Annotated in this window: 24 protein-coding genes and 3 pseudogenes; 13 read left to right on the top strand and 14 right to left on the bottom strand. The window is 28.6% G+C overall.

Features of this window, described 5'->3' with window-relative positions; all coding sequences use genetic code 11:
- The 3 genes and pseudogenes from AJN56_RS00360 to AJN56_RS00370 all read left to right on the top strand — a co-directional run.
- Positions 1-1,041, top strand: a 1,041-nt coding sequence (locus tag AJN56_RS00360) for a methyl-accepting chemotaxis protein (RefSeq protein WP_002867986.1), incomplete at its 5' end; no start/stop codon positions are given.
- Positions 1,042-1,120: 79 nt separating this feature from the next.
- The gene (locus tag AJN56_RS00365; protein ID WP_002857630.1) at positions 1,121-1,840 is read left to right on the top strand and encodes a class I SAM-dependent methyltransferase; all 720 of its coding nucleotides are present in this window, start codon (positions 1,121-1,123) and stop codon (positions 1,838-1,840) included.
- Between the two features lie 55 nt (positions 1,841-1,895).
- A pseudogene (locus AJN56_RS00370) lies at positions 1,896-2,110 on the top strand (hypothetical protein).
- A gap of 31 nt (positions 2,111-2,141) precedes the next feature.
- On the opposite strand, the gene pyrC reads toward AJN56_RS00370, so the two are convergent.
- From pyrC to eptC, 4 genes are read right to left on the bottom strand one after another with little or no spacing between them, the layout of a single operon-like run.
- A complete protein-coding gene (gene pyrC / locus AJN56_RS00375; protein WP_002869155.1) occupies positions 2,142-3,149 on the bottom strand; it encodes a dihydroorotase in 1,008 nt (335 codons plus the stop codon).
- Entirely contained in the window at positions 3,139-3,384 is a 246-nt protein-coding gene (locus AJN56_RS00380) for a replication/maintenance protein RepL (protein WP_002857332.1), read from the bottom strand. The genes pyrC and AJN56_RS00380 overlap by 11 nt, the downstream gene beginning before the upstream one ends.
- Positions 3,381-3,737, bottom strand: coding sequence for a diacylglycerol kinase (locus AJN56_RS00385; protein WP_002857432.1), 357 nt, complete (start codon positions 3,735-3,737; stop codon positions 3,381-3,383). The genes AJN56_RS00380 and AJN56_RS00385 overlap by 4 nt, the downstream gene beginning before the upstream one ends.
- Complete coding sequence (gene eptC / locus AJN56_RS00390) at positions 3,734-5,272, bottom strand: lipid A/FlgG phosphoethanolamine transferase EptC (RefSeq protein WP_002857292.1); 1,539 nt, start codon at positions 5,270-5,272, stop codon at positions 3,734-3,736. Before eptC ends, AJN56_RS00385 begins: the two co-directional genes overlap by 4 nt.
- Positions 5,273-5,389: 117 nt before the next feature.
- Between eptC and AJN56_RS00395 the strand changes: the two genes are divergently transcribed.
- Positions 5,390-6,148, top strand: coding sequence for an exodeoxyribonuclease III (locus tag AJN56_RS00395; RefSeq protein ID WP_002869154.1), 759 nt, complete (start codon positions 5,390-5,392; stop codon positions 6,146-6,148).
- A gap of 19 nt (positions 6,149-6,167) precedes the next feature.
- Here the strand turns inward: AJN56_RS00395 and AJN56_RS00400 are convergent, their stop codons facing one another.
- From AJN56_RS00400 to moaC, 3 genes are read right to left on the bottom strand one after another with little or no spacing between them, the layout of a single operon-like run.
- On the bottom strand, positions 6,168-7,328 hold the full coding sequence (locus AJN56_RS00400) for a hypothetical protein (RefSeq protein ID WP_079254179.1): 1,161 nt from the start codon (positions 7,326-7,328) through the stop codon (positions 6,168-6,170).
- Positions 7,318-7,581 carry a DUF493 domain-containing protein gene (locus AJN56_RS00405; RefSeq protein WP_002869152.1) on the bottom strand — a complete coding sequence of 88 codons (264 nt, stop codon included), beginning with the start codon at positions 7,579-7,581 and terminating at the stop codon, positions 7,318-7,320. The genes AJN56_RS00400 and AJN56_RS00405 overlap by 11 nt, the downstream gene beginning before the upstream one ends.
- Entirely contained in the window at positions 7,559-8,032 is a 474-nt protein-coding gene (gene moaC / locus AJN56_RS00410; protein ID WP_009881967.1) for a cyclic pyranopterin monophosphate synthase MoaC, read from the bottom strand. The genes AJN56_RS00405 and moaC overlap by 23 nt, the downstream gene beginning before the upstream one ends.
- Before the next feature lie 92 nt (positions 8,033-8,124).
- Between moaC and AJN56_RS00415 the strand changes: the two genes are divergently transcribed.
- The gene (locus AJN56_RS00415; RefSeq protein ID WP_009881966.1) at positions 8,125-8,280 is read left to right on the top strand and encodes a highly acidic protein; all 156 of its coding nucleotides are present in this window, start codon (positions 8,125-8,127) and stop codon (positions 8,278-8,280) included.
- Between the two features lie 2 nt (positions 8,281-8,282).
- A complete protein-coding gene (locus tag AJN56_RS00420; RefSeq protein ID WP_009881964.1) occupies positions 8,283-9,593 on the top strand; it encodes an MFS transporter in 1,311 nt (436 codons plus the stop codon).
- On the opposite strand, the gene cheQ is transcribed toward AJN56_RS00420, so the two are convergent.
- Positions 9,562-10,041: a cheVAW transcriptional regulator CheQ gene (gene cheQ / locus AJN56_RS00425; RefSeq protein WP_002854628.1), complete on the bottom strand. Its 480-nt coding sequence runs from the start codon at positions 10,039-10,041 to the stop codon at positions 9,562-9,564. The genes AJN56_RS00420 and cheQ overlap by 32 nt on opposite strands.
- Before the next feature lie 27 nt (positions 10,042-10,068).
- Complete coding sequence (gene cheP / locus AJN56_RS00430; RefSeq protein ID WP_002922676.1) at positions 10,069-10,926, bottom strand: cheVAW transcriptional regulator CheP; 858 nt, start codon at positions 10,924-10,926, stop codon at positions 10,069-10,071.
- A gap of 483 nt (positions 10,927-11,409) precedes the next feature.
- On the opposite strand from cheP, the pseudogene AJN56_RS08810 reads away from it, so the two are divergent.
- Together AJN56_RS08810 and AJN56_RS08815 are read left to right on the top strand one after the other, a co-directional pair.
- Positions 11,410-11,979 (top strand): annotated as a pseudogene (locus AJN56_RS08810) (FIST N-terminal domain-containing protein).
- A 310-nt stretch (positions 11,980-12,289) separates the two neighbouring features.
- Positions 12,290-12,442 carry a hypothetical protein gene (locus AJN56_RS08815; protein ID WP_167561446.1) on the top strand — a complete coding sequence of 51 codons (153 nt, stop codon included), beginning with the start codon at positions 12,290-12,292 and terminating at the stop codon, positions 12,440-12,442.
- Positions 12,443-12,449: 7 nt separating this feature from the next.
- Here the strand turns inward: AJN56_RS08815 and AJN56_RS08820 are convergent, their stop codons facing one another.
- A complete protein-coding gene (locus tag AJN56_RS08820) occupies positions 12,450-12,572 on the bottom strand; it encodes a hypothetical protein (RefSeq protein WP_257056731.1) in 123 nt (40 codons plus the stop codon).
- 126 nt (positions 12,573-12,698) lie between these two features.
- On the opposite strand from AJN56_RS08820, the pseudogene AJN56_RS08825 reads away from it, so the two are divergent.
- Positions 12,699-13,082: pseudogene (locus tag AJN56_RS08825) on the top strand (methyl-accepting chemotaxis protein); the annotation flags it as partial.
- Between the two features lie 51 nt (positions 13,083-13,133).
- On the opposite strand, the gene rplT reads toward AJN56_RS08825, so the two are convergent.
- Together rplT and rpmI are read right to left on the bottom strand one after the other, a co-directional pair.
- On the bottom strand, positions 13,134-13,487 hold the full coding sequence (gene rplT / locus AJN56_RS00445) for a 50S ribosomal protein L20 (protein ID WP_002851731.1): 354 nt from the start codon (positions 13,485-13,487) through the stop codon (positions 13,134-13,136).
- Positions 13,488-13,580: 93 nt separating this feature from the next.
- Complete coding sequence (gene rpmI / locus AJN56_RS00450) at positions 13,581-13,772, bottom strand: 50S ribosomal protein L35 (RefSeq protein WP_002777995.1); 192 nt, start codon at positions 13,770-13,772, stop codon at positions 13,581-13,583.
- A gap of 155 nt (positions 13,773-13,927) precedes the next feature.
- Between rpmI and AJN56_RS00455 the strand changes: the two genes are divergently transcribed.
- From AJN56_RS00455 to AJN56_RS00470, 4 genes are all read left to right on the top strand, one after another.
- The gene (locus AJN56_RS00455) at positions 13,928-15,094 is read left to right on the top strand and encodes a hypothetical protein (RefSeq protein ID WP_002882716.1); all 1,167 of its coding nucleotides are present in this window, start codon (positions 13,928-13,930) and stop codon (positions 15,092-15,094) included.
- Between the two features lie 136 nt (positions 15,095-15,230).
- The gene (locus tag AJN56_RS00460) at positions 15,231-15,632 is read left to right on the top strand and encodes a hemerythrin family protein (protein WP_009881923.1); all 402 of its coding nucleotides are present in this window, start codon (positions 15,231-15,233) and stop codon (positions 15,630-15,632) included.
- Positions 15,633-15,809: 177 nt separating this feature from the next.
- Positions 15,810-16,991, top strand: coding sequence for a NifS family cysteine desulfurase (locus AJN56_RS00465; RefSeq protein ID WP_002882286.1), 1,182 nt, complete (start codon positions 15,810-15,812; stop codon positions 16,989-16,991).
- Between the two features lie 9 nt (positions 16,992-17,000).
- Positions 17,001-17,972 (top strand): iron-sulfur cluster assembly scaffold protein NifU, encoded by a 972-nt coding sequence (locus AJN56_RS00470; RefSeq protein WP_002840050.1) that lies wholly within the window; start codon positions 17,001-17,003, stop codon positions 17,970-17,972.
- Positions 17,973-17,996: 24 nt separating this feature from the next.
- Here AJN56_RS00470 and AJN56_RS00475 read toward each other — a convergent pair whose 3' ends face one another.
- Together AJN56_RS00475 and AJN56_RS00480 are read right to left on the bottom strand one after the other, a co-directional pair.
- A complete protein-coding gene (locus AJN56_RS00475) occupies positions 17,997-19,880 on the bottom strand; it encodes a mechanosensitive ion channel family protein (protein WP_002882285.1) in 1,884 nt (627 codons plus the stop codon).
- Positions 19,877-20,512 carry a carbonic anhydrase gene (locus tag AJN56_RS00480; protein WP_002851887.1) on the bottom strand — a complete coding sequence of 212 codons (636 nt, stop codon included), beginning with the start codon at positions 20,510-20,512 and terminating at the stop codon, positions 19,877-19,879. The genes AJN56_RS00475 and AJN56_RS00480 overlap by 4 nt, the downstream gene beginning before the upstream one ends.
- Between the last annotated feature and the right edge of the window lie 81 nt (positions 20,513-20,593).

Genomic DNA, 20,593 nt, shown 5'->3' on the forward strand with positions numbered 1-20,593 from the left:
CTCTCCCCACTTGCAGCTATCCAAACAGGTTTAACTTCATTCTTTGATTTTATCAACTATAAAACAAAAAATGTTTCCACTATAGAAGTAAAAAGCAATGATGAATTTGGACAAATCTCAAATGCTATCAATGAAAACATTCTTGCTACTAAAAGAGGCTTAGAACAAGACAATCAAGCCGTTAAAGAATCAGTTCAAACCGTATCAGTTGTAGAAGGTGGTAATTTAACAGCAAGAATTACTGCTAATCCAAGAAACCCACAACTGATTGAACTTAAAAATGTTCTAAATAAACTTCTTGATGTTTTACAAGCTAGAGTAGGTTCTGATATGAATGCTATTCATAAAATTTTTGAAGAATACAAAAGCTTAGACTTTAGAAATAAATTAGAAAATGCTAGCGGTAGTGTAGAATTAACTACTAATGCTTTAGGTGATGAAATAGTTAAAATGCTAAAACAAAGTTCAGACTTTGCTAATGCTTTAGCTAATGAAAGTGGAAAATTACAAACTGCTGTTCAAAGCTTAACCACTTCTTCAAATTCTCAAGCTCAATCTTTAGAAGAAACTGCAGCAGCTTTAGAAGAGATCACTTCTTCTATGCAAAATGTTTCAGTTAAAACTAGTGATGTTATCACTCAATCTGAAGAGATTAAAAATGTTACAGGTATTATAGGTGATATTGCAGATCAAATCAATCTTTTAGCTTTAAATGCAGCTATTGAAGCAGCTCGTGCTGGAGAACATGGTAGAGGCTTTGCAGTGGTAGCTGATGAAGTTAGAAAGTTAGCTGAAAGAACTCAAAAGTCTTTATCAGAAATTGAAGCTAATACTAATTTACTTGTTCAATCTATCAATGATATGGCAGAAAGTATTAAAGAACAAACTGCAGGTATCACTCAAATCAATGATAGCGTAGCTCAAATTGATCAAACTACTAAAGATAATGTTGAAATTGCTAATGAATCAGCTATTATTTCTAGTACAGTAAGTGATATAGCTAATAATATCTTAGAAGATGTTAAGAAGAAAAGGTTTTAATTAGTCATTCAAGCCCAAAAAAGGGCTTGAATTTTAAAAATTTATGCTATGATTTTATATATTTTATCAAGGAAAATATATGAATTTATGGGATAAAAAGGCCAAAACTTACGCAAGATATCAAAACACTTTAAACACCATACAAAAGCAAACTTTTGAATATTTACAAAATTTAAATATTTCTTTTCAAAATAAAAGCATTATAGATATAGGATGTGGAACTGGGGTTTGGACTTTACACTTAGCTAAAGAAGCTAAAGAAATTTTAGCCCTAGATAGTGCAAATACTATGCTTGAAATTTTACAAGAAGATGCTAAAAAACTAAATCTTAACAATATAAAATGCGAAAATTTGAGCTTTGAAACTTGGATGCAAAACAATCCTAATGTTAAATTTGATCTTGCATTTTTAAGTATGTCTCCTGCTTTACAAAATGAAAAAGATTATACAAATTTCTTAAATCTAGCCAAAATAAAAATTTATCTTGGTTGGGCTGATTATAGAAAAAGTGATTTTTTAGATCCGATTTTTAAATATTTTAATACTGAATTTAAAGGTTTTTATAAAAAAGATTTAGAAAATTATTTACTAGAAAAAAATATATTTTTTCATAAGATTGTTTTTGATGAAACACGCAAAGTCCAAAGAACAAAAGAAGAGGCTATAGAAAATGCTCTATGGCATTTAAGCATGAACAAAATCACAACTTCTAAAGAAGCTGTAAGTTCTTTTGTTGAAAATGATATTATTGAAACTATAGAATCTAAAATAAAACTTTTAATTATAAATAACTTATAAAAATATTAAGCTGATATTTATTACAATTTCACTCATTATTTCAAAGGAGTTTTTAATGGTTAAAAATTTAATCATCAAATTTGGACGCTTGATTCTTGATGCAATTGCAGCGATAAGTTTTGTTGTAGCTTTGCTTTATTCTCTTTTTATGATGTTTAGCATTGGATTTTTAGCTGGTTTATTATCGCTGATAGTCAGTTTTATTGCTTTATTTTTAAGTTTTTTTGTAATCTATCTTGTTATAGATATCAGAGATGCTCTTGTAAATAAAGCTTAAATTTTCCACCTTTAAGGTGGGAAATCAATGTTTTAATTGAAATTTTAAAATTTCTCCAGCCATATAAGGCACGACTTGATTGTATTTATCTTCATAAACATTTGGCACTTGCCATTCTTTTTCTTCTAAAGTTAAAATTTTATCTTCTTTAAATTTTAAATCATAAATTTTACAAGCATTATCGCTTAAAAATTTTTGCAAATTTTCTTCTGAGCTATTTTGCTTAAATAATTCAGCTAAAACAGGTAAAATCACTGGGGCGCTAAATATACCTGCGGCACAACCACAACACTCTTTAGTATCTCTTGGGTGAGGCGCACTATCACTTCCAAACATAACTTTTTCATAACCACTAAAAGCAAGTTCGCAAAGGGCTTCTTTATCTTCGTAACGCTTGGCTATAGGCTTACAAAAAAGATGAGGATTCATTTTACCTCCAATAACATCATCTAAAGTGATGATTAAATGATGTAAAGTGATTGTCGCGTATAAATTTTCATAATCTTTTAAAAGTTCACATAAAGTTTTAGTGGTAATATGCTCCATAACAATCTTAAGTCGTGGAAAATGTTTGGCTAATTTTTCATAAATTTTAGCAAAATTACTTTCCCTGTCCATTACAAAATCATTGGTTTCTCCATGCACTAACAAAGGAATATTTAAATCACTCATAGCCTCTAAAGTAGGTTTTAAATACTCTATATCAAAACTTGAAACTCCACCATTTGAATTTGTTGTAATTCCTACTGGATAAAGCTTAATGCCAAAAATTTCATCTTTAGCACTGTAAAGAAATTTCTCATCATAATTTTTAAAAAAAAGTGTCATTAAAGGAGTGAAATTTTCATCTTTACAAGCCTTAAGGATACGCATTTTATAAGCTTTTAGATCTTCTAAATTGCAAAGCGGAGGGATTAAATTTGGCATAATCACAGCTGCACAAAAATCTCTTACACTCAAAGGTGCAATAAGTTCTAACATTTGATTATCTCTTAAATGCAAATGCATATCCAAAGGATTTTTAAGTATCATTTTTGCCTCCTATATTTAGCTGATAAAATCCATTTTTAAGACGCTTAAAAAGTTTTTTTTCTTCTAAAAACTTAAAAGTAGCGATGATGGTAGGTTTACTTTGATGTAATTTTTCTTCAAGATCACTGATTTTAATCATAATAAAACCATTCTCATCGGCATTTTCACATAAAAATTTTAACAATTCAAAACGCTTTTTTCCTAAAATTTCTCGTATTAAATTTTCAAATTTCATAAGTAAATACTATATAAAATAAAGCCCCAAACAAAAAGAGCTAAAAGCACACTAAAAAACACTGCCGCACTCGCACAATCTTTAGCGATTTTTGCCTTTTCATGCCATTTATTTGTAATCAAATCAACACAAGCTTCAATAGCCGAATTTAAAGCTTCTACAATTAAGATAAGTATTAAGACACTTATCAATAACAAATGCTCCAAAAAACTAACTTTTAAGAAAAAACTAAAAACTATCGCAGGGATAATAATGCAAAGTTCAATTCTAAACGCCATTTCATTTTTAAATAAAGCAAAAAGCCCTTCTAAAGCATATCTTGCGTTATTTAAAAAATGATATTTAGGTTTCATGGATTTGCCTTAAGTTTAGGATTTAATAAATCATATTCTGGCTCATAAACACTTGTTTTTACATTAAAATATCCTAAAAGAGTGCTAAAAAGATTATCTTGAGAAAGTTTTAAACCTTTATGCTCTTTAGCTAAATTCATTAATTTTTCATCATTGCTCCAAAAAATAGCAGGAATATGAGTTTGATAACTTGGCGCTATAGCATAAGGCATACCATGAAGATAAATACCATTTTCACCCAAACTTTCGCCATGATCTGAAAGATAAAACAAAGAACTTTCATAGCTTTTTTGCTCTTTTAATAGTTTTATAATCTCACTTAAAAGATAATCTGTATAAAGCAAAGTATTGTCATAAGTGTTGATTAAAGCCTCGCTATCACATTTTGAAAGTTCATTAGTATCACAAGTTGGAGTAAATTTTTTAAATTCACTTGGATAGCGTTTATAATAAGTTGGCCCATGAGAACCTTGCAAATGAAGAACTATTATATTTTGATCACTTAAATGATTTAATTTTTCTTTAAAAGGAATGAGTAAATTTTCATCCAAATCACTAGAAAGCTTTTGCTTATAAGCTAATCTATCACAAACCCCTTTACAACCACCAGAATTATTATCAAACCATGCAGCATCTACACCTGTTTTATAAAGCACATCCATCGCATTTTCTTGAAATTCTGAACTTGAATAATTTTCACGCTTAGAAATAGAAAACATACAAGGTAAACTTACCGCTGTTGCTGTTCCACATGATGAAAAATTATCAAAAAAGACTACATTATCTTTTTTGGTATAAAAATTGGTATCATTTTTAGTATATCCACCCAAAGAGTAGTTTGCCGCTCTAGCGGTTTCACCCACTACCAAAACTAAAAGTTTTTTAGTGTGATTGTTTTCTCTATAAGCATCATTAGCTATGGTTTTAAATTCTGGCTTAGCTTTCACAAAACGAACATAATAGCGATATACGGCATAAATTTGATAAAAAGGAGTATTATACATTCTTATTTCATTATAGTTTCTAAAAAAAGGCAAGAAAGTTTTACTTAAAGGGATTAAAACTGCACAAACAACAATCAAACCTGATATTATATTGATAATTTTAATTTTTATATGGGATTTAAAACTACCATAATAATCAATTTTTACTTTAACAACATAAAAAACCAATAATAAAGCCAAAACAATAAATAAGATCAATTTTAAATTTAACAAATCTTTTACTTCTTTAATGTCTGTTTGAACAACATTTTGTATCATATCAGAATCTATAAGCACCCCATAAAAACTAATAAAGTAAACACTTAAAAAAGATGATATTATAAATAATATAGAAAAAAATTTAGTAAAAAACTTTATAAAAAGCAAAGAGCAAATCACGTGAACAAGTGCAAAATAGGCCACAATAAAAACAAAAGTTATAAACCAATTTTGTGTATTTTTTTCATACACAAAATAAAATAAATTAAAATTCAATAATACAATCATCAAAGAATTAAAAAAAGTAAACTGAAACCAAGTTAATCTAAGCATATAAATCCCACCTTCAAATTTAAGCTTTTAATTTTATTGAATTTTTTTAAATGGATTGTAGTTTTAAATCTTTTTATGTTATGATTTACACTTTTAATGAAAATTTTAAGGAAAATAATGAAACTACTTTCATGGAATGTCAATGGCTTAAGAGCTATTTGTGATAAAAATGCACTTGATTGGATAGCACAAGAAAAAATTGATTTTATAGGTTTTCAAGAAATCAAAGCACATGAAGATAAATTTCCTAAAAAAATTTATGAATATCCTTTTAAACACATGTATTTTAATTCTGCTAAAAGAGCGGGATATTCTGGGGTAATGAGTCTTTGTAATTTTGATAGCGAAGTAAAAAAATGCGAATTTTTTGATGATGAAGAAGGTAGGGTTTTAGAACACCGTTTTAAAAATATCGCACTTTTTAATATCTATTTTCCAAATGGTCAAAAAGATGAAGAGCGTTTAAATTTTAAGATGAAATTTTATGCAGATTTTTTAGTATATTTGGATAAACTTTTAAAGGATGGGTTTGAAATTATCATTTGCGGTGATGTCAATACCGCTCATAAAGAAATCGATCTTACCCACCCAAAAGCCAATGCCAATACTTCAGGTTTTTTACCTATAGAAAGAGCTTGGATTGATGATTTGTTAAAACTTGGTTTTATAGATACTTTTAGAGAAATTAATGGTGAAATCAAAGAAAAATACTCGTGGTGGAGCTATAGAATGAAAGCAAGAGAAAGAAATGTAGGCTGGAGGATTGATTATTTTTTCATTTCAAAGGGTTTAAAAGATAAACTTAAAAACGCTTTCATAAGAGATGATATTTTTGGCTCTGATCACGCACCTGTAGGTATAGAAATAGATATTTAATATCCCAAAAAATGGGATATTATTTTTTAACAATTTTTTTTGCTTTTTCCCAAAGTCTTACACCGAGCTTTTTAGCTTTTTTAGAATTTAAATCTTTGTATTTTTCACTAGCAATTTTTTCTAATTCAAAAATTTCTTGTTTAAAACGATTTAATTTTCTTTGAGTAAGTTTGTTAAAATCATTAATCTTTGGATTTTTCTTAATATCATTTAAAACTAATATTAGTTGCTCTCTGCTTTCACCTGCAAGACGTCTAAATTTAGCAAAAAGATTATCAAGTTCATGTTCTAGCAAATTCTCAACTATACTCTTACAAGGATCATTTTGCAATTGAATCTCTTTTTTTAAAAGAGCAATAAAATCATCTTCTATACCTATTAGTTCTTTGCTTTTTAAACTAACATCTTCTTCAAAATTTGCATAAGTTAATGAAGCTTTAAATTTTTCCATTGCTAAAACAATACCATCTCTTGTGCCTTTAATCACACCTAAGCAAAGATCTTTTGCATAAGCCATAGATTCATTAGCTATTTCAAAAGCGGTATTTAAAATAATACTTGAAATTTTTAAAATTCTTTCTTTTTCAAAATGAGCTTCACAAATGGCATTATATACGAGATTTTTAGCTATTTCACTACTTGTAAGTTCTATATCTTCAGCCTTTTCTAATGTAGTTAAAAAAGCACTTTCAGCGGTTTCTTTTAAAATTCCAAGCATTTCTATATCAAATAAAATAGCATCATTTAAACCACCGCTAAATTCATCACAAAAAGAACATTCTTGTAAAATATTCTCGAATTCAAAAAAATTATCACTGATTTGATTTTTAATCAAATTTTTTTGATTTTCAATCTGTTTGTTTAATAATTCAGCTTCGCTAATATACTCATAAAGCGAATTTTGAGCATCTACAATACTCGCCTTAACCAAAGCTTTGATAACCTTTGTAACATTTTCATCATCAAAAAAATCAAGTTTTTTCAAAATAGTTAAAAATTCAACCAAAAGAGAATTTAAAACTTTTTTTGTTTCATGAGGATTATGTGAAATTTGCTTATACGCAAGATTAAAACTCAAGTCTTCAAGCAAATCACTTGCTTCATCTTTACCGAGATTTGATAAAGAATTTTCAAAAATAATTAAAGTATTTTTCATTTTTCCTTCTTTCTTAAAGTACAAATTTTGCTTTAGCTTTTAATTTATCAAATATATCCAAACGATCTTTTTTGCTATCAACATAAACATTTAATAAATAACTTTGATATTTTCCACTCGCACTTGAATTCGAATGTTCAAATTTATATTCTCTTTGGCCTAAAATTTCTTGAAAAATTTCACTTGCCCTAACATGCACCTCAAAAATCACCTTATAATCCCAAAAAGTAGGATAATTGATCTGAGGTTCTTTTTTAAGATCGCACAAATTTACCACTTTTACCTCCTTCTTTGCTTTCAAGCACTATATCCGTAATCCTCATTGATTTATCTATAGCCTTGATCATATCATATATAGTTAAAAGTCCTATACTAACTCCACTTAAAGCTTCCATTTCAACCCCTGTTTTACCTTCACACTTAACTGTTACAATAAGCTTAAATGCACATTCTTTAACAAATTCCATAATATCAGTTTCGACTTTAGAAAGCATCAAAGGATGACACATAGGAATAATTTCACTTGTTTTTTTAGCTCCCATTATAGCCGCAATAATAGCTGTTTGAAGAACAGGACCTTTTTTTGCGGTATTGTTTTTAATTACATCAAAAGCTTCTTGACTCATATATATCATACCACTAGCTGTGGCTATTCTTGAAGTAATATTTTTATCGCCTACATCTACCATTTTAGGATGATTTTTTTCATCTAAATGACTTAATTTCATAAATTCACCTTTTAAAAAATTATAAAAATTATAGCAAAACCAAACAAATTTAAGATAAAATAAGCTTTGTATTTTTATTTAAGGAGAAAACAATGGCTTATGAAGATGAAGAAGATTTAAATTACGATGATTATGAAAACGAAGATGAAGAATATCCACAAAATCACCATAAAAATCATAATTACGATGATGATGATTATGAATACGATGATGATAACAATGATGATGATTTTTATGAGATGGATTAAGAATGAGCAAAACCCTTAACCAAAAAGATATAAAAGTTTTAGGACTTTCATCATTAGGTGGAACTTTAGAATTTTATGATTTTATTATTTTTGTATTTTTTGCAAATTATATTTCAACAAACTTTTTTCCAAAAGATTTAAGTAGTTTTTGGCAAATGTTTAATACTTATGGAATATTTGCGGCTGGATATTTAACGCGTCCCTTAGGGGGTGTGATACTGGCACATTTTGGAGATAAATTTGGACGCAAAAGAATGTTTATGATTAGTATTTTGTTAATGGTTATTCCAACTTTTACTCTAGCTTTTATTCCAAATTATGAAAGCATAGGTTTTCTTTGTATTGTGCTTTTAGTTTTTATACGCATTTGTCAAGGCATTGCTATAGGTGGAGAACTTCCTGGAGCTTGGGTTTTTGTATACGAACACGCACCACAAGGTCAAAAAAGAACTTATTTGGGAATTTTAACCGCTTCAGTTGTAGGTGGAATTTTATTAGGTAGTTTAGTTTTTTTAATTATGAATAAAATTTATACCCAAGAAGAACTTCATGAATGGGCTTGGAGAATTCCATTCTTTTTAGGTGGAATTTTTGGGATTATTTCTGCTTATTTGAGAAAATTTTTAAGAGAAACTCCTGTTTTTGAACAAATGAAAAAAGACAAGGCTTTAGAAAAATTTCCTTTAAAAGAAGTGTTTAAAAAAGCTAAAATGGGAATTGTTCTTTCCATGATGATTACTTGGGTTTTGACAGGTTGCATTGTTGTAATGATTTTGCTTATGCCTAGCTATATGGCAAAAATACTTCAAATTAACACTTCTATACAAACCTATCTTCAAATAGGTGGAATTTTACTTATTTGCCTAGGGTGTATTATAAGTGGAATTTTAGCGGATAAAATAGGCATTATCAAATCTTGTGTATTTTTTAGTGTTTTTTTTGGAATTGTAAGCTTGCTTTATTTTAATACTCTATATAGACAAAATGCTGATTTTAACCTAGTAGCTTGCTTATATTTACTTGTATGTTTTTTTAGCGGAGTGATGAATTTTTGTCCTTTAATAATGAGTGAAGTATTTGATGCAAAAATTAAATTTTCAGGACTTTCTTTTTCATATAATATTGCTTATGCTATAGCTGGAGGTTTAACTCCGCAACTTGCTTTTTTCTTACATAGTTTTGCCTTAGATAATTTAAGTAATTTTTGGCGTTTTTCTTTGGGGATTTATGTTTTCTTTTTGGCTATTATAGCTTTGCTATGTGCATTTATTTTTTCTTATCTTAATAATACCCAACGCACATACTCTCAGTGATTTTAATACGCTTTTCAAAAGGAGCTGGGCTAAAAAAATGGCATTTTTCTATATAAATATGCTGATGATAATTTAGCCCTAAAAAATCATAAAATTTTTTTAGATTAACAAATTTAATCCCACAAATCTCCTTAAGCTCTAAAAGTTTGTAAATAGAAGAATTATTTTTTTCCACTAAATGAGAGGGGGCTAATCCAGTAAAAGAACAAAAAGCACTTGCCAATACAAAACCATTTAAACCACTACATTGCCTTAAAGCTTGCTGATGTTTTTCTAAAATGCAATTTCTATGCAAAAATATAATTCTTGTTCCTTGATATCTACCTATTTCTACATTTTTCCAAAATTTATAAGCATTTTTTGAAATTCCAGCAAAACGATGAAATTCGGCGTTTAAAATATAGTGATCTAAAAATTCATTAGGAGGTAAGATTAAACTTTTCATCACTACAATTTAGAGCCTTAAAAAGGCTCTTTAATCTTCTTTGTTTAAATTTTCCTTAGCTTTGCTAGGAAGCTTAGATAAAAGATTGTTTAAATCAAAATTAATTCCTTGAGTTTTTGCCTCTTCAAGTAAAGCAACTGCAGCTTTTGCGTTAAATGGAGAAGAGCCATCATGCGGAGCAAAAAGATGATCTGTTATTGCTAAAGCATAAGCGGATTTTTTCACTTCTTCACGAGCAGCATGAGGAGTGCGAACAAAACATATACTTTCAATCAAAACATCATCAAAATTCCAACGATGTAACAAAAATCCCAAGAAAGAAATATGATCTACGCCTAAAAATTCATTCTCCGCTAAAGCAAGATTTTCATTTTTATTTAAAAAAGCTAAAAAATCCTTATCCTTATGATTTTGTATAAGAAAATTTGAAAAAATAACAATACCAAGCCTTAAAAGCATTGCGCAAGGAACTAAAAGATGAGAAAGTTTTTTATCTTCATCATTAAGCCAATTTGTAATAAAAGTTGCCTCTTCATTGCACGTTTTTAAAAAATTTTGAGTATTTAAACCATAAGGTGAAACATCTATTTTAAAATTATCTCTAATGGAATCAGCCGTAACTATATTGATGATATTACCAACGCCTAATAAAGTAATTACTTGATTTATGGTTGTAATTTCTCTTGTAAAACCATAATAAGGAGAATTTGCTAATTGCAAAAGCTTAGCCGTCATCAACGGATCACTTGAAATGATTTCAGCAACTTTCATAGTTTCTATATTTGAATTAGCCTCGCTCACATATTTTCTTAACTTACTTACAGTATCAGGTAAAGGTGGCAATACTTCAACGCTTTTTAATAAAAGCTCATTCATATCTCCAATCATATTTGATTTATCCTTAATTAATATTATTATAATTTGCAATTATATCTAAATTTTAATTTACTTATTGCATTTTTTTATTACTTAAGGTATAATAAAAATTACAAATAAATGCCGAATTTATAGTATTTTGATTTAGTTAACTAGTAATTAAAAAATAGTTTTAATGGAGTTAAATTGATGTTTTTTAATTTTAAAAATAAAAGCTCAACAAAAAAAGAAGAAAGTAAAAAAGTTTTAGAAGCTCTATATCTTCAAGAAAATGAACTTGAAGAAAAATTAAAAAAAATAAATATCAAGCCAAAATTAATCATAGGCTTTGCGTCGTATCAACTTAATCTAGCGATCATAGGAAATAAGATTCAAAATTCTATAAATGAACAATGTGATATCATCTTAAGCAGTGCTACTGATTTATTATGCAACCTTGATTCTAACTCAAACATTGAAAACAGTCCTTATAAACAAAATATCCAAGGAATAAGTTTGATGCTTTTTAGTGAAGATATGATAGAAAATCTTTGCACAAACAAAATCAAGCTTTTTAGCAATATAAAAGATTATACAGAAAGAAAAAAAACTGATAGAAAAAGAAGTTTTATCTATAAATGTACCTTTTGAAGCACACTGCATAAATACTTTGCATTATTTAATTTATGATGGTTTAAGTCAAAGCGAAAGTTCTCTTTTAGAACTTTTATACAAACACAATCCCTATCCTTGTGCTTTAGTAGGGGGTGGATCTAGCGGAAACATGGACTTTAGCGGAACATTTATATTTTATAATGGAGAAATATTAAAAAATCAAGCTTTAAGCTTACATATTCAATTTAAACCTAAAATATCGTTTTGATTTAATGAAGTCTCAAAATTTTAATCCTCAAAGCAACATTACCTTTACCATACTTGATGCAAGTTTATATGATAAAACCATACATGAATTTATTGATAAAAAAACCTCTCAATCCATCAACGCGGTTGAAGCTTTATGTAATTATTTTAACTGCACTTTTGAAGAACTTAAAAATAAAATACAAGAATATACTTTTGCTTTAAAAATTGGAGAAGACTATCTTATTTCCCCTATGGAAATCAACCCAGATAAAACATTATTTAGTTATTGTGATATAGAAAGCGCTCAAGAATTATGCTTGCTTAAAAAAACAAATTTTATTGAAGCTATAAAAAAGATTATGAAAAATTTTCTCTTAATAAACCAAAATCACTAGGAGCAATTTTTAACGATTGTATCTTAAGAAGGCTTCACAACAAAGAACATTTAAATCAAATCCATTTTAATGATTTTCCTATAGTTGGTTTTTCTAGTTTTGGAGAAATTTATGGAGTGGGAATTGCAAAAAGTTTAGTGGCAATATTTTTTTATGAAGTTGAAAATTTTAATGATTTCAAACCTAGATATTTAAAAACTTTCATACAAAAATACAGCGATTTTAAATACTATTATCTTAATATAAGAGCTCAAAAACTAGAAATTACAAATGAGATTAAAATAAAATAATCTTAAATCAACTCAAACAAAATACATCAGAAATTGATAAAAATACAAGCATATTTAAAGAAATTTTTGAAAAACTTGAAAATATAAGAAGAAGTCTTACAACCATTAGTGAAAGTTTTACTAATTTCACTAACTACCTAGAATACAACCTTTACCAAAGCGAAGAAAAAATGAATTTAGAAAAAGAAGTACAATCTTCTTTGAAAATATAGATCAATTAAATAGTATTTTAGATCTTATTTCAGAGATTGCTGAACAAACTAGCCTTTTATCTTTAAATACAAGTATAGAAGCTGCTAGAGCTGGAAAACTTGGTCGTGGATTTGCAGTTGTAGCTGATGAAGTTAGAAAACTTTCAGAAAATACCCAAATGGGTCTAGGTGAAATGGAAGGAGCTATCAAATTAGTTATTCAGACCATACAATCCATTGCAAAAAGCTCCAATTCTAGTACTCAAGAAATGAATTTTATAAGAGATAAATCTAATGAATTTTCCAAAATCATTTCAAATCTTATAAATTCAGGTAAAGAAATTTCAGATAAATTAGAACAAAGAAGCAATGTCAGCGAAGATTTTGAAAAAAATGTAAATGAACTCAAATGTTATGAAGATGTTCTAGCTAAATTAAATCAATGCTAAAAAATTAAGAATTTCAAGAATCAAAAATCTTGAAATTCTTACACTAAAAAATCAAAGTGCTTTTTTTGCGGCCTCTGCAATTTTTGCAAAAGCAGCAGCATCATTCATAGCTAAATCTGCTAGAATTTTTCTATCAAGTTCAATGCCTGCTTTTTTAAGACCATTGATAAATCTTGAATAACTTAAATCATTGAGTCTGCAAGCAGCATTGATACGCACAATCCAAAGACGACGGAAGTCTCTTTTTTTACGACGTCTATCACGATAAGCATAGACAAGACTTCTTTCTAATTGTTCTTTTGCTTTTCTAAAATGTTTGCGGCGTCCACTATAAAAACCACGCGCTAATTTTAAAACTTTTTTATGTCTGCGGCGTCTAACAACACCTGTTTTTACTCTTGCCATTTTTATTTCCTTTCATAAAGTGGCGTCCAAATTTGGAGCTTGCCCTTGAAATTTTATCTCAGAGGGGAGTTTGAATGACTTTTAGTCAAAAACTTAAATTCCTAGCATTTTTTCAACAGCTTTTACATTTGTGCTATGCACATATTTAGCTGTGCGAAGATCACGCATTCTTTTTGCAGGTTTTTTAGTCAAAATATGACTTCTAAAAGCTGAGCCTCTTTTGATTTTATTTTTACCTACTTTGAAGCGTTTAACTGCGCTTTTAACGCTTTTCATCTTTGGCATACGCTTTCCTTATTTAGATAAATTTTTATTTTTCAAATTAAAAGAAAAGCTAAATACTATCAAATTTTTTCTAATTTTTGACTGAATTTAATTTTTAAAAAACTTGGCACACCTTTTGCTTATAAAAAATCAGCAATATTTTGGAAAGATTTAAAATGACTATAAATTCGGCAAATCCATATCAAAATTTAACCTTATCTAATCCTTTGCAGAATAGCTCTGCTCTAAATTTGATTAAAGATAGCAAAGCCTTAGATCAAGAAGGAAATGAAAATAGCTTAGAACAATTAAGCTATATTTTTAACAACACCACTTATGCTAGTGAATTTGGATTTAGAATCAATGAAGAAGGTTTTTTTGATAAAGATTTAAATAAAATTGCAAATATACCAGAATCTTATAATATCAACATTAAAAGCGTTAGAAGCATAGCAAAAGAACTCGCAAAACAAGATGAAAATTTAAACTACAATAAAATTGATCTACCTTATCTTTTAAATAGCTATCATAGTTCATTAAAATCTATAAATTCAGAATTTTTACAAGATGATAATGCTTATTTAAGTCGCGATCTTATTTCAAAACTATCATCAGGTTTTTCAACAGATAATGGAGAATTTTTAAGCCAAATTTCAAGAATTTACAACAATCAAGAAGAAATTGATTTGGCATTAAGCAATATCACAAATTTAAATACTTTAATGTTAGATAATAAAATAACTAATTTTCATTTTGATAAAGCCATAGAAAATACTTCTTCTAATGAAATTTTAAAACCTTATTTAACTAAAAATGCAGAAGTATCAAAATCTGGTCTTTTAATGAATTTTATCTACCATGATATAAAAACTCAAAACGAAAAAGAATTTAACTTTTTTATGAAACCTGCCACTTTAGAACTAAGCTCTCATCAAAATTTACAAAAAATTCTCAAGGGCGAAACAGATATAGAAGATTACATCAAAAAAGAAAATGAAAAAAAGATGAGTTTTGATCTTTATCTTTATGTTAATGGCGTAGATAAAAAAACAAGCACTCAAGACAAACTATCTGTATTTTTTCAACAATATATTAACTACCAAAAAGATATGGATTTAAGAGAATTTGCAAATTCAAGTTCAATATTTCAAATTTATATCGATCAAAATCGCAATGATTTTGATGCTCTTAAAAAACAATATCAAAATCAAAGTCAAGATACGCAAAGATTAGAAGAAGCAAATCAACTACGTTCTAACTCTATAGAAAATTTTTTAGATCGTCGTCAAAAACAAGCAAATATAAATAAAATTTTAAACTCTTATATGTCTGTGATGGTTTAAAATAATTTTTTAAAAAATATATAAATTATAAATACTTTAATAATAATAATTTTTATATAATTAATTAATAAAATTTTAAGTATTATAGCATTATAATCCGCTCTCGAAAAATATAAATATAAAAATACTCAAAACCATGACTTATAATGAAAAAATTATTTCAATGAATAATGATCTTTTAGATCATCAACATAAAGAACTTTTTGAAATTTCTAAAAAACTCTCTTTAATGAACCAACGTCATGTTGGAACAAAAGAATTAAAAATTGTCTTAAGAGAGTTGTTGATAATGATCAATAGACATTTTTCAGATGAAGAAGCCTTTATGAGAGAAATAGGATATCCTTATATCAACCATCATACAAGAATTCATAGAAAAATTATCTTAGAAATTGAAGAAATTATCATCAGTGAAGCTAAATTTGTAAATATAATGACCGAAAAATTAAATCTCGTTGTTCAAGATTTTATCTTTAAACATACAGCCAAAGAAGATTCAAAGATAGTAAAGTATTACGAAGAAAAATTTAAGAAATAGTATTTCTCATTTTTGCTATATAAAATTCACAAAATATTTCACTTTAAAATTTTACTTTAGCATTTTATTTTTGTTATAATTTTTAACCTAATTTTTATAAATTTTTGTTATTATCCATTTTCAAATAAAGATAAAAAATATCCTAATTAAAATTAAGGATAAATTAAGGATTTTAAAGTGAAAGTATATTTAGATAACAACGCAACGACAATGCTTGATCCTAATGCTTATGAGTTGATGCTACCTTTTTTAAAGGATATGTATGGAAATCCAAATAGCCTTCATCAATATGGAAGCGCAACACATCCTGCCTTAAGAGAAGCTTTGGATAAACTTTATACGGGGCTTGGAGCAAATGACTTAGATGATATAGTTGTAACCTCCTGTGCGACAGAAAGCATTAACTGGGTGCTTAAGGGTGTGTATTTTGATCATATTTTAGATAAAGAACGCAATGAAGTGATTATTTCTAGTGTAGAACACCCTGCTGTTACTGCTGCTGCTTATTTTTTAAAAAGTCTTGGAGTAAAAGTTATAGAACTTCCTGTAAACGAAGAAGGGGTTTCTACTGTAGAAGATTTGCGTAAAGTGATTAGCGATAAAACAGCACTTGTAAGTGTTATGTGGGCAAATAATGAAACAGGTATGATTTTTGATATTAAAGCGATGGCAGAACTTGCACATGAATTTGGTGCTCTTTTTCATACAGATGCTACTCAAGCAGTAGGTAAAATAAAGGTTAATTTAACTCAAGTAGGAGTTGATTTTGCTTCATTTTCGGCACATAAATTTCATGGACCAAAGGGTGTGGGTGGACTTTTTATAAAAAAAGGACTTAAACTTACCCCACTTTTACACGGTGGAGAACACATGGGTGGTCGTAGAAGCGGAACTTTAAATGTACCTTACATAGTGGCTATGGGTGAGGCTTTGCGTATTGCAAACACTATGCTTGATTTTGAAGATTCTCATATACGCCGTTTAAGAGATAAACTAGAAGATCAAATTTTAGCCTTGCCTGATACAACAGTGGTTGGAAAAAGGGAACGCCGTGTGCCTAATACAATCTTAGCAAGTATTAAAGGTGTTGAAGGCGAAGCAATGCTTTGGGACTTAAATAAAAATGGTATAGCTGCAAGTACGGGCTCAGCCTGTGCAAGTGAAGCTTTAGAAAGCAATCCTATTATGGAAGCTATCGGTGCGGAGCATGATTTAGCACATACAGCTTTAAGGCTTTCTTTGTCACGTTTTAATACTGAAGAAGAAATTGATTATGCAGCAAAACAAATTAAAAATGCAACACAGAGATTAAGAGCAATTTCTTGTACTTATGCTTATAATCCAAATAATTACAAATAAGGATGAAAAATGGGAAAAAATAGTTTAATTGGTGGATCCATTTGGGATGAGTATTCACAAAAAGTTCAAGATAGAATGAATAATCCTCAACATATGGGAGAATTTAGTGAAGAAGATGCTAAAGCACGCAATGCAAAATTGATCGTAGCTGATTTTGGTGCAGAAAGTTGCGGCGATGCAGTAAGACTTTTTTGGCTTGTAGATGAAAAAACTGATAAAATTATCGATGCAAAATTTAAAAGTTTTGGTTGTGGTACAGCTATAGCAAGTAGTGATACTATGGTGGATCTTTGTATAGGAAAAACTGTAGATGAAGCAGTAAAAATCACAAATTTAGATGTGGAATTTGCTATGCGTGACAATCCAGAAACTCCAGCTGTTCCACCTCAAAAAATGCACTGTTCGGTTATGGCTTATGATGTAATCAAACAAGCAGCAGCGCATTATAAAGGTATAAGTCCTGAAGATTTTGAAGATCAAATTATAGTTTGCGAGTGTGCTAGGGTAAGTCTTGGAACTATTAAAGAAGTGATTAAACTTAATGATTTGCATAGCGTAGAAGAAATCACACAATATACTAAAGCGGGTGCTTTTTGTAAATCCTGTATCAAACCAGGCGGACATGAAAAAAGAGATTATTACCTTGTAGATATTTTAGCTGAAACTAGAGCTGAAATAGATAGAGAAAAACTCAAAAATACAATGAAAAGTGATGTGGCTTTTGATGAAATGACCGTAGTGGGACAATTAAAAGCAGTTGAAAGTGTTTTAGATGCTGAAATTCGCCCTATGCTTCATAATGATGGCGGAGATTTGGAAGTGATTGATATACAAAAGGCTGAAGGTGCAGCAATTGATGTTTATATTCGTTATCTTGGTGCTTGTAGTGGTTGTTCTAGTGGAAGTGGTGCAACACTTTATGCTATTGAAACAATTTTACAAGAAGAATTAAGTCCAAATATACGCGTTATGCCGGTTTAAAAAAAATAGCAAGATAAAATCTTGCTATTTTATAGCTTTTGCTTGCAAATCAAGGGGTGGTAAATTTTCTATATAAATACTACGACTTGGGAAAGCAAAGGTTAAACCATTTTTTTCAATTATACGCATAAACTCAAGCATTAAACTTTGTCTAGCTTCTCTAAAATCTTTTCCACCTATTTCTTTGATATAAAAATAAAGCTCTATATTAATACTACTATCTGCAAATTCACTTAAAGCCACATAACAAGCATTTTTATAGCCTTCTAAATCATTAATAGATACAAGATTTTGACGATATTTTGTTGTATGATCGCCATATTTTAATGCACTATCCTCATCGTGAGCTACTAAATCACTTGTATGCAAAAATTCTCTTAGATCTTTTACACATTGTTCTAGTTTTTCAGGAGTAGCATCATAACCAACACCCAAATACATTCTAACATGGCGACCCATGCGTCTTTTGCTCCAATTTTTGATATTAGCTCCCATAATAGTTGAATTTGGTAAAAATACAAGACAATTATCAAAAGTTCTAATAGTAGTTTTTCTAAGTCCTGTTTCAACCACGGTTCCTTCTATGCCTGAAACCTCTACCCAATCTCCTTGATTAAAGCTATTATCAAAAAGTAAGAGTATAGAAGCAAAGAAATTTGCAATGATATCTTTCGCCGCTAAAGCAACAGCTAAACCACCAATTCCCAAAGATGCAATAATAGCCGAAATATTAAAACCAAGTTGAGCAAGAATATATAATAAAGCTATGATAATAATGACAAAATATAAAATTTTAATAATTAAATTTACAACTTCTTTTTTTCCACTTTTTTGAGCAAGTTTAGAAACCAATACCACACCATAACCATCAAGCATTCTTAAAATAAGCCATGCAATTAAAACTGCATAAACTATATGAAAAAAATTACTTAAATTTACACTCAAAGGTGCAGGATAAGTTGCTATAGTAAGACAAAGAGAAATAGCATAGACAATCAACAAGAAACCTACGGGTTTTTTAATATTCTCAATAAAAATGACTTTAATATCATCTACATCATTTTTATTTCTATAAAAAAGCTGAACAAGGAAAAAATATACTATATTTGCAAAAAAACGTCTTAAAGATATAAAAAATGCTAAAACCAAAGCAGAAATTACTATTTTTCCGATATTAATGAAACCTACTCCAATTGCCTCATTTATACGATCTATCCAAACTTGAAGCTCAAGTAATGAAAAAATATAATTACTTTCAAGCAAATCTGCATTTGAGCGTAAATACTTAAGAATTTCAGAATAAGAATCTACAGCATTACTGATATATCTTTCTTTTAGGGTAATTTTTTCTAATTCTTCTGGATTTGTAATTTTGCTTTTAAAACTGTTTAAATTTATACTAGAAGAATTTTGTAAATTTTCCATTGCTTTATCAACAGTAGCAATCAAATCTTCACTACTTGCTGTATTTTTAAAAAGTTTTTCCACTTCAAACAAAGAAGAATAAAAACTTTCCACAATATTAAAATAAACTAGATTAAGAGTGGCATCTGTATAAATATAAGGCTTATTAATATTCTTTTTTTGAACATCTAGTAATTTTTCTTTTGCTTTTAAAAATCTAGCCACTGCCTCTTCATTAATCTTTTGTCCTACTATCATATCGGGTATTTTTGCTAAAATAGTCTTTTTGTCTTTTTCAAATTCACTTAAAATACCATTAAAAGTGCTTGAATTTTCATCATTGTTTTTCTTAAATTCTTTAATTTGATTGTTAAGATCAACATATTTTTCAACTAAAGCATAAATTCCTTCATCCTCTTTACTAATATTCGCATCAATAAATTTAAATTCTTGTGCTCCAAGGTATAAAATAAAAAAACATAAACTAAAAATAATTTTTTTCATTGAACTTTCCTATCCTGTATTAAAGTAAAAATTTTTGCTTTAAAATCATACTCATAAATTTCACCTGTCTCTATAATATAATACCAAGCATGTACTTCTATTTTTCCTTCATCTAAAGCTTCTTGCACGCCTGGATAAGTAAGTATATTTTGCAAAGAATTTACTAAATTTAATTTTTCTGTAAGCCATGAACGCATAGCCAAATCGTCTCTTGCAAAAATCATTACATCTTTTTTTATCGGATCTAACATAGTAAGCCATTTTTTCACGTTAGGAATTTTATTTAACTCTTCATCAGAATAATAAAGAGCATTGCAACCTCCACAATTACTATGGCCACAAACGACGATATTTTTAATATGCAATGAATTTAAAGCATACTCTATTGCTGAAGTTGTCGCCAAGTAATCTTCTCCAACGCGATAAGGTGGAACTATATTTGCAATATTTCGTATTACAAAAAGCTCACCTGGACCCGTATTAGTGATCAAATTTGGAATTACTCTAGAATCAGAACAACCTATAAAAAGAGTATGGGGATTTTGCTTATTTTTTAGACTTTCAAAAAGTTCTTCATGCTCCTTAAAGTCTTCTTGCATAAACTTAATCGCACCGCTAATAAGATTTTCCATAAAACCAACCTGAAACTAAAATCTTGAAATTATAACAAAATTTCAGCAAAGATTTCATTTAAGCATAAGATATTATATAAA

It is taken from the genome of Campylobacter sp. BCW_4319 (assembly GCF_001764435.1).
Classification (GTDB): domain Bacteria; phylum Campylobacterota; class Campylobacteria; order Campylobacterales; family Campylobacteraceae; genus Campylobacter_D; species Campylobacter_D jejuni.

Excerpts from the sequence above, each read along its gene's own strand:
- AJN56_RS00365 (WP_002857630.1), top strand. The coding sequence starts at position 1,121 with ATGAATTTATGGGATAAAAAGGCCAAAACTTACGCAAGATATCAAAAC.
- pyrC (WP_002869155.1), bottom strand. The coding sequence starts at position 3,149 with ATGATACTTAAAAATCCTTTGGATATGCATTTGCATTTAAGAGATAAT.
- AJN56_RS00380 (WP_002857332.1), bottom strand. The coding sequence starts at position 3,384 with ATGAAATTTGAAAATTTAATACGAGAAATTTTAGGAAAAAAGCGTTTT.
- AJN56_RS00385 (WP_002857432.1), bottom strand. The coding sequence starts at position 3,737 with ATGAAACCTAAATATCATTTTTTAAATAACGCAAGATATGCTTTAGAA.
- eptC (WP_002857292.1), bottom strand. The coding sequence starts at position 5,272 with ATGCTTAGATTAACTTGGTTTCAGTTTACTTTTTTTAATTCTTTGATG.
- AJN56_RS00395 (WP_002869154.1), top strand. The coding sequence starts at position 5,390 with ATGAAACTACTTTCATGGAATGTCAATGGCTTAAGAGCTATTTGTGAT.
- moaC (WP_009881967.1), bottom strand. The coding sequence starts at position 8,032 with ATGAAATTAAGTCATTTAGATGAAAAAAATCATCCTAAAATGGTAGAT.
- AJN56_RS00415 (WP_009881966.1), top strand. The coding sequence starts at position 8,125 with ATGGCTTATGAAGATGAAGAAGATTTAAATTACGATGATTATGAAAAC.
- AJN56_RS00420 (WP_009881964.1), top strand. The coding sequence starts at position 8,283 with ATGAGCAAAACCCTTAACCAAAAAGATATAAAAGTTTTAGGACTTTCA.
- cheP (WP_002922676.1), bottom strand. The coding sequence starts at position 10,926 with ATGATTGGAGATATGAATGAGCTTTTATTAAAAAGCGTTGAAGTATTG.
- rplT (WP_002851731.1), bottom strand. The coding sequence starts at position 13,487 with ATGGCAAGAGTAAAAACAGGTGTTGTTAGACGCCGCAGACATAAAAAA.
- rpmI (WP_002777995.1), bottom strand. The coding sequence starts at position 13,772 with ATGCCAAAGATGAAAAGCGTTAAAAGCGCAGTTAAACGCTTCAAAGTA.
- AJN56_RS00455 (WP_002882716.1), top strand. The coding sequence starts at position 13,928 with ATGACTATAAATTCGGCAAATCCATATCAAAATTTAACCTTATCTAAT.
- AJN56_RS00460 (WP_009881923.1), top strand. The coding sequence starts at position 15,231 with ATGACTTATAATGAAAAAATTATTTCAATGAATAATGATCTTTTAGAT.
- AJN56_RS00470 (WP_002840050.1), top strand. The coding sequence starts at position 17,001 with ATGGGAAAAAATAGTTTAATTGGTGGATCCATTTGGGATGAGTATTCA.
- AJN56_RS00475 (WP_002882285.1), bottom strand. The coding sequence starts at position 19,880 with ATGAAAAAAATTATTTTTAGTTTATGTTTTTTTATTTTATACCTTGGA.
- AJN56_RS00480 (WP_002851887.1), bottom strand. The coding sequence starts at position 20,512 with ATGGAAAATCTTATTAGCGGTGCGATTAAGTTTATGCAAGAAGACTTT.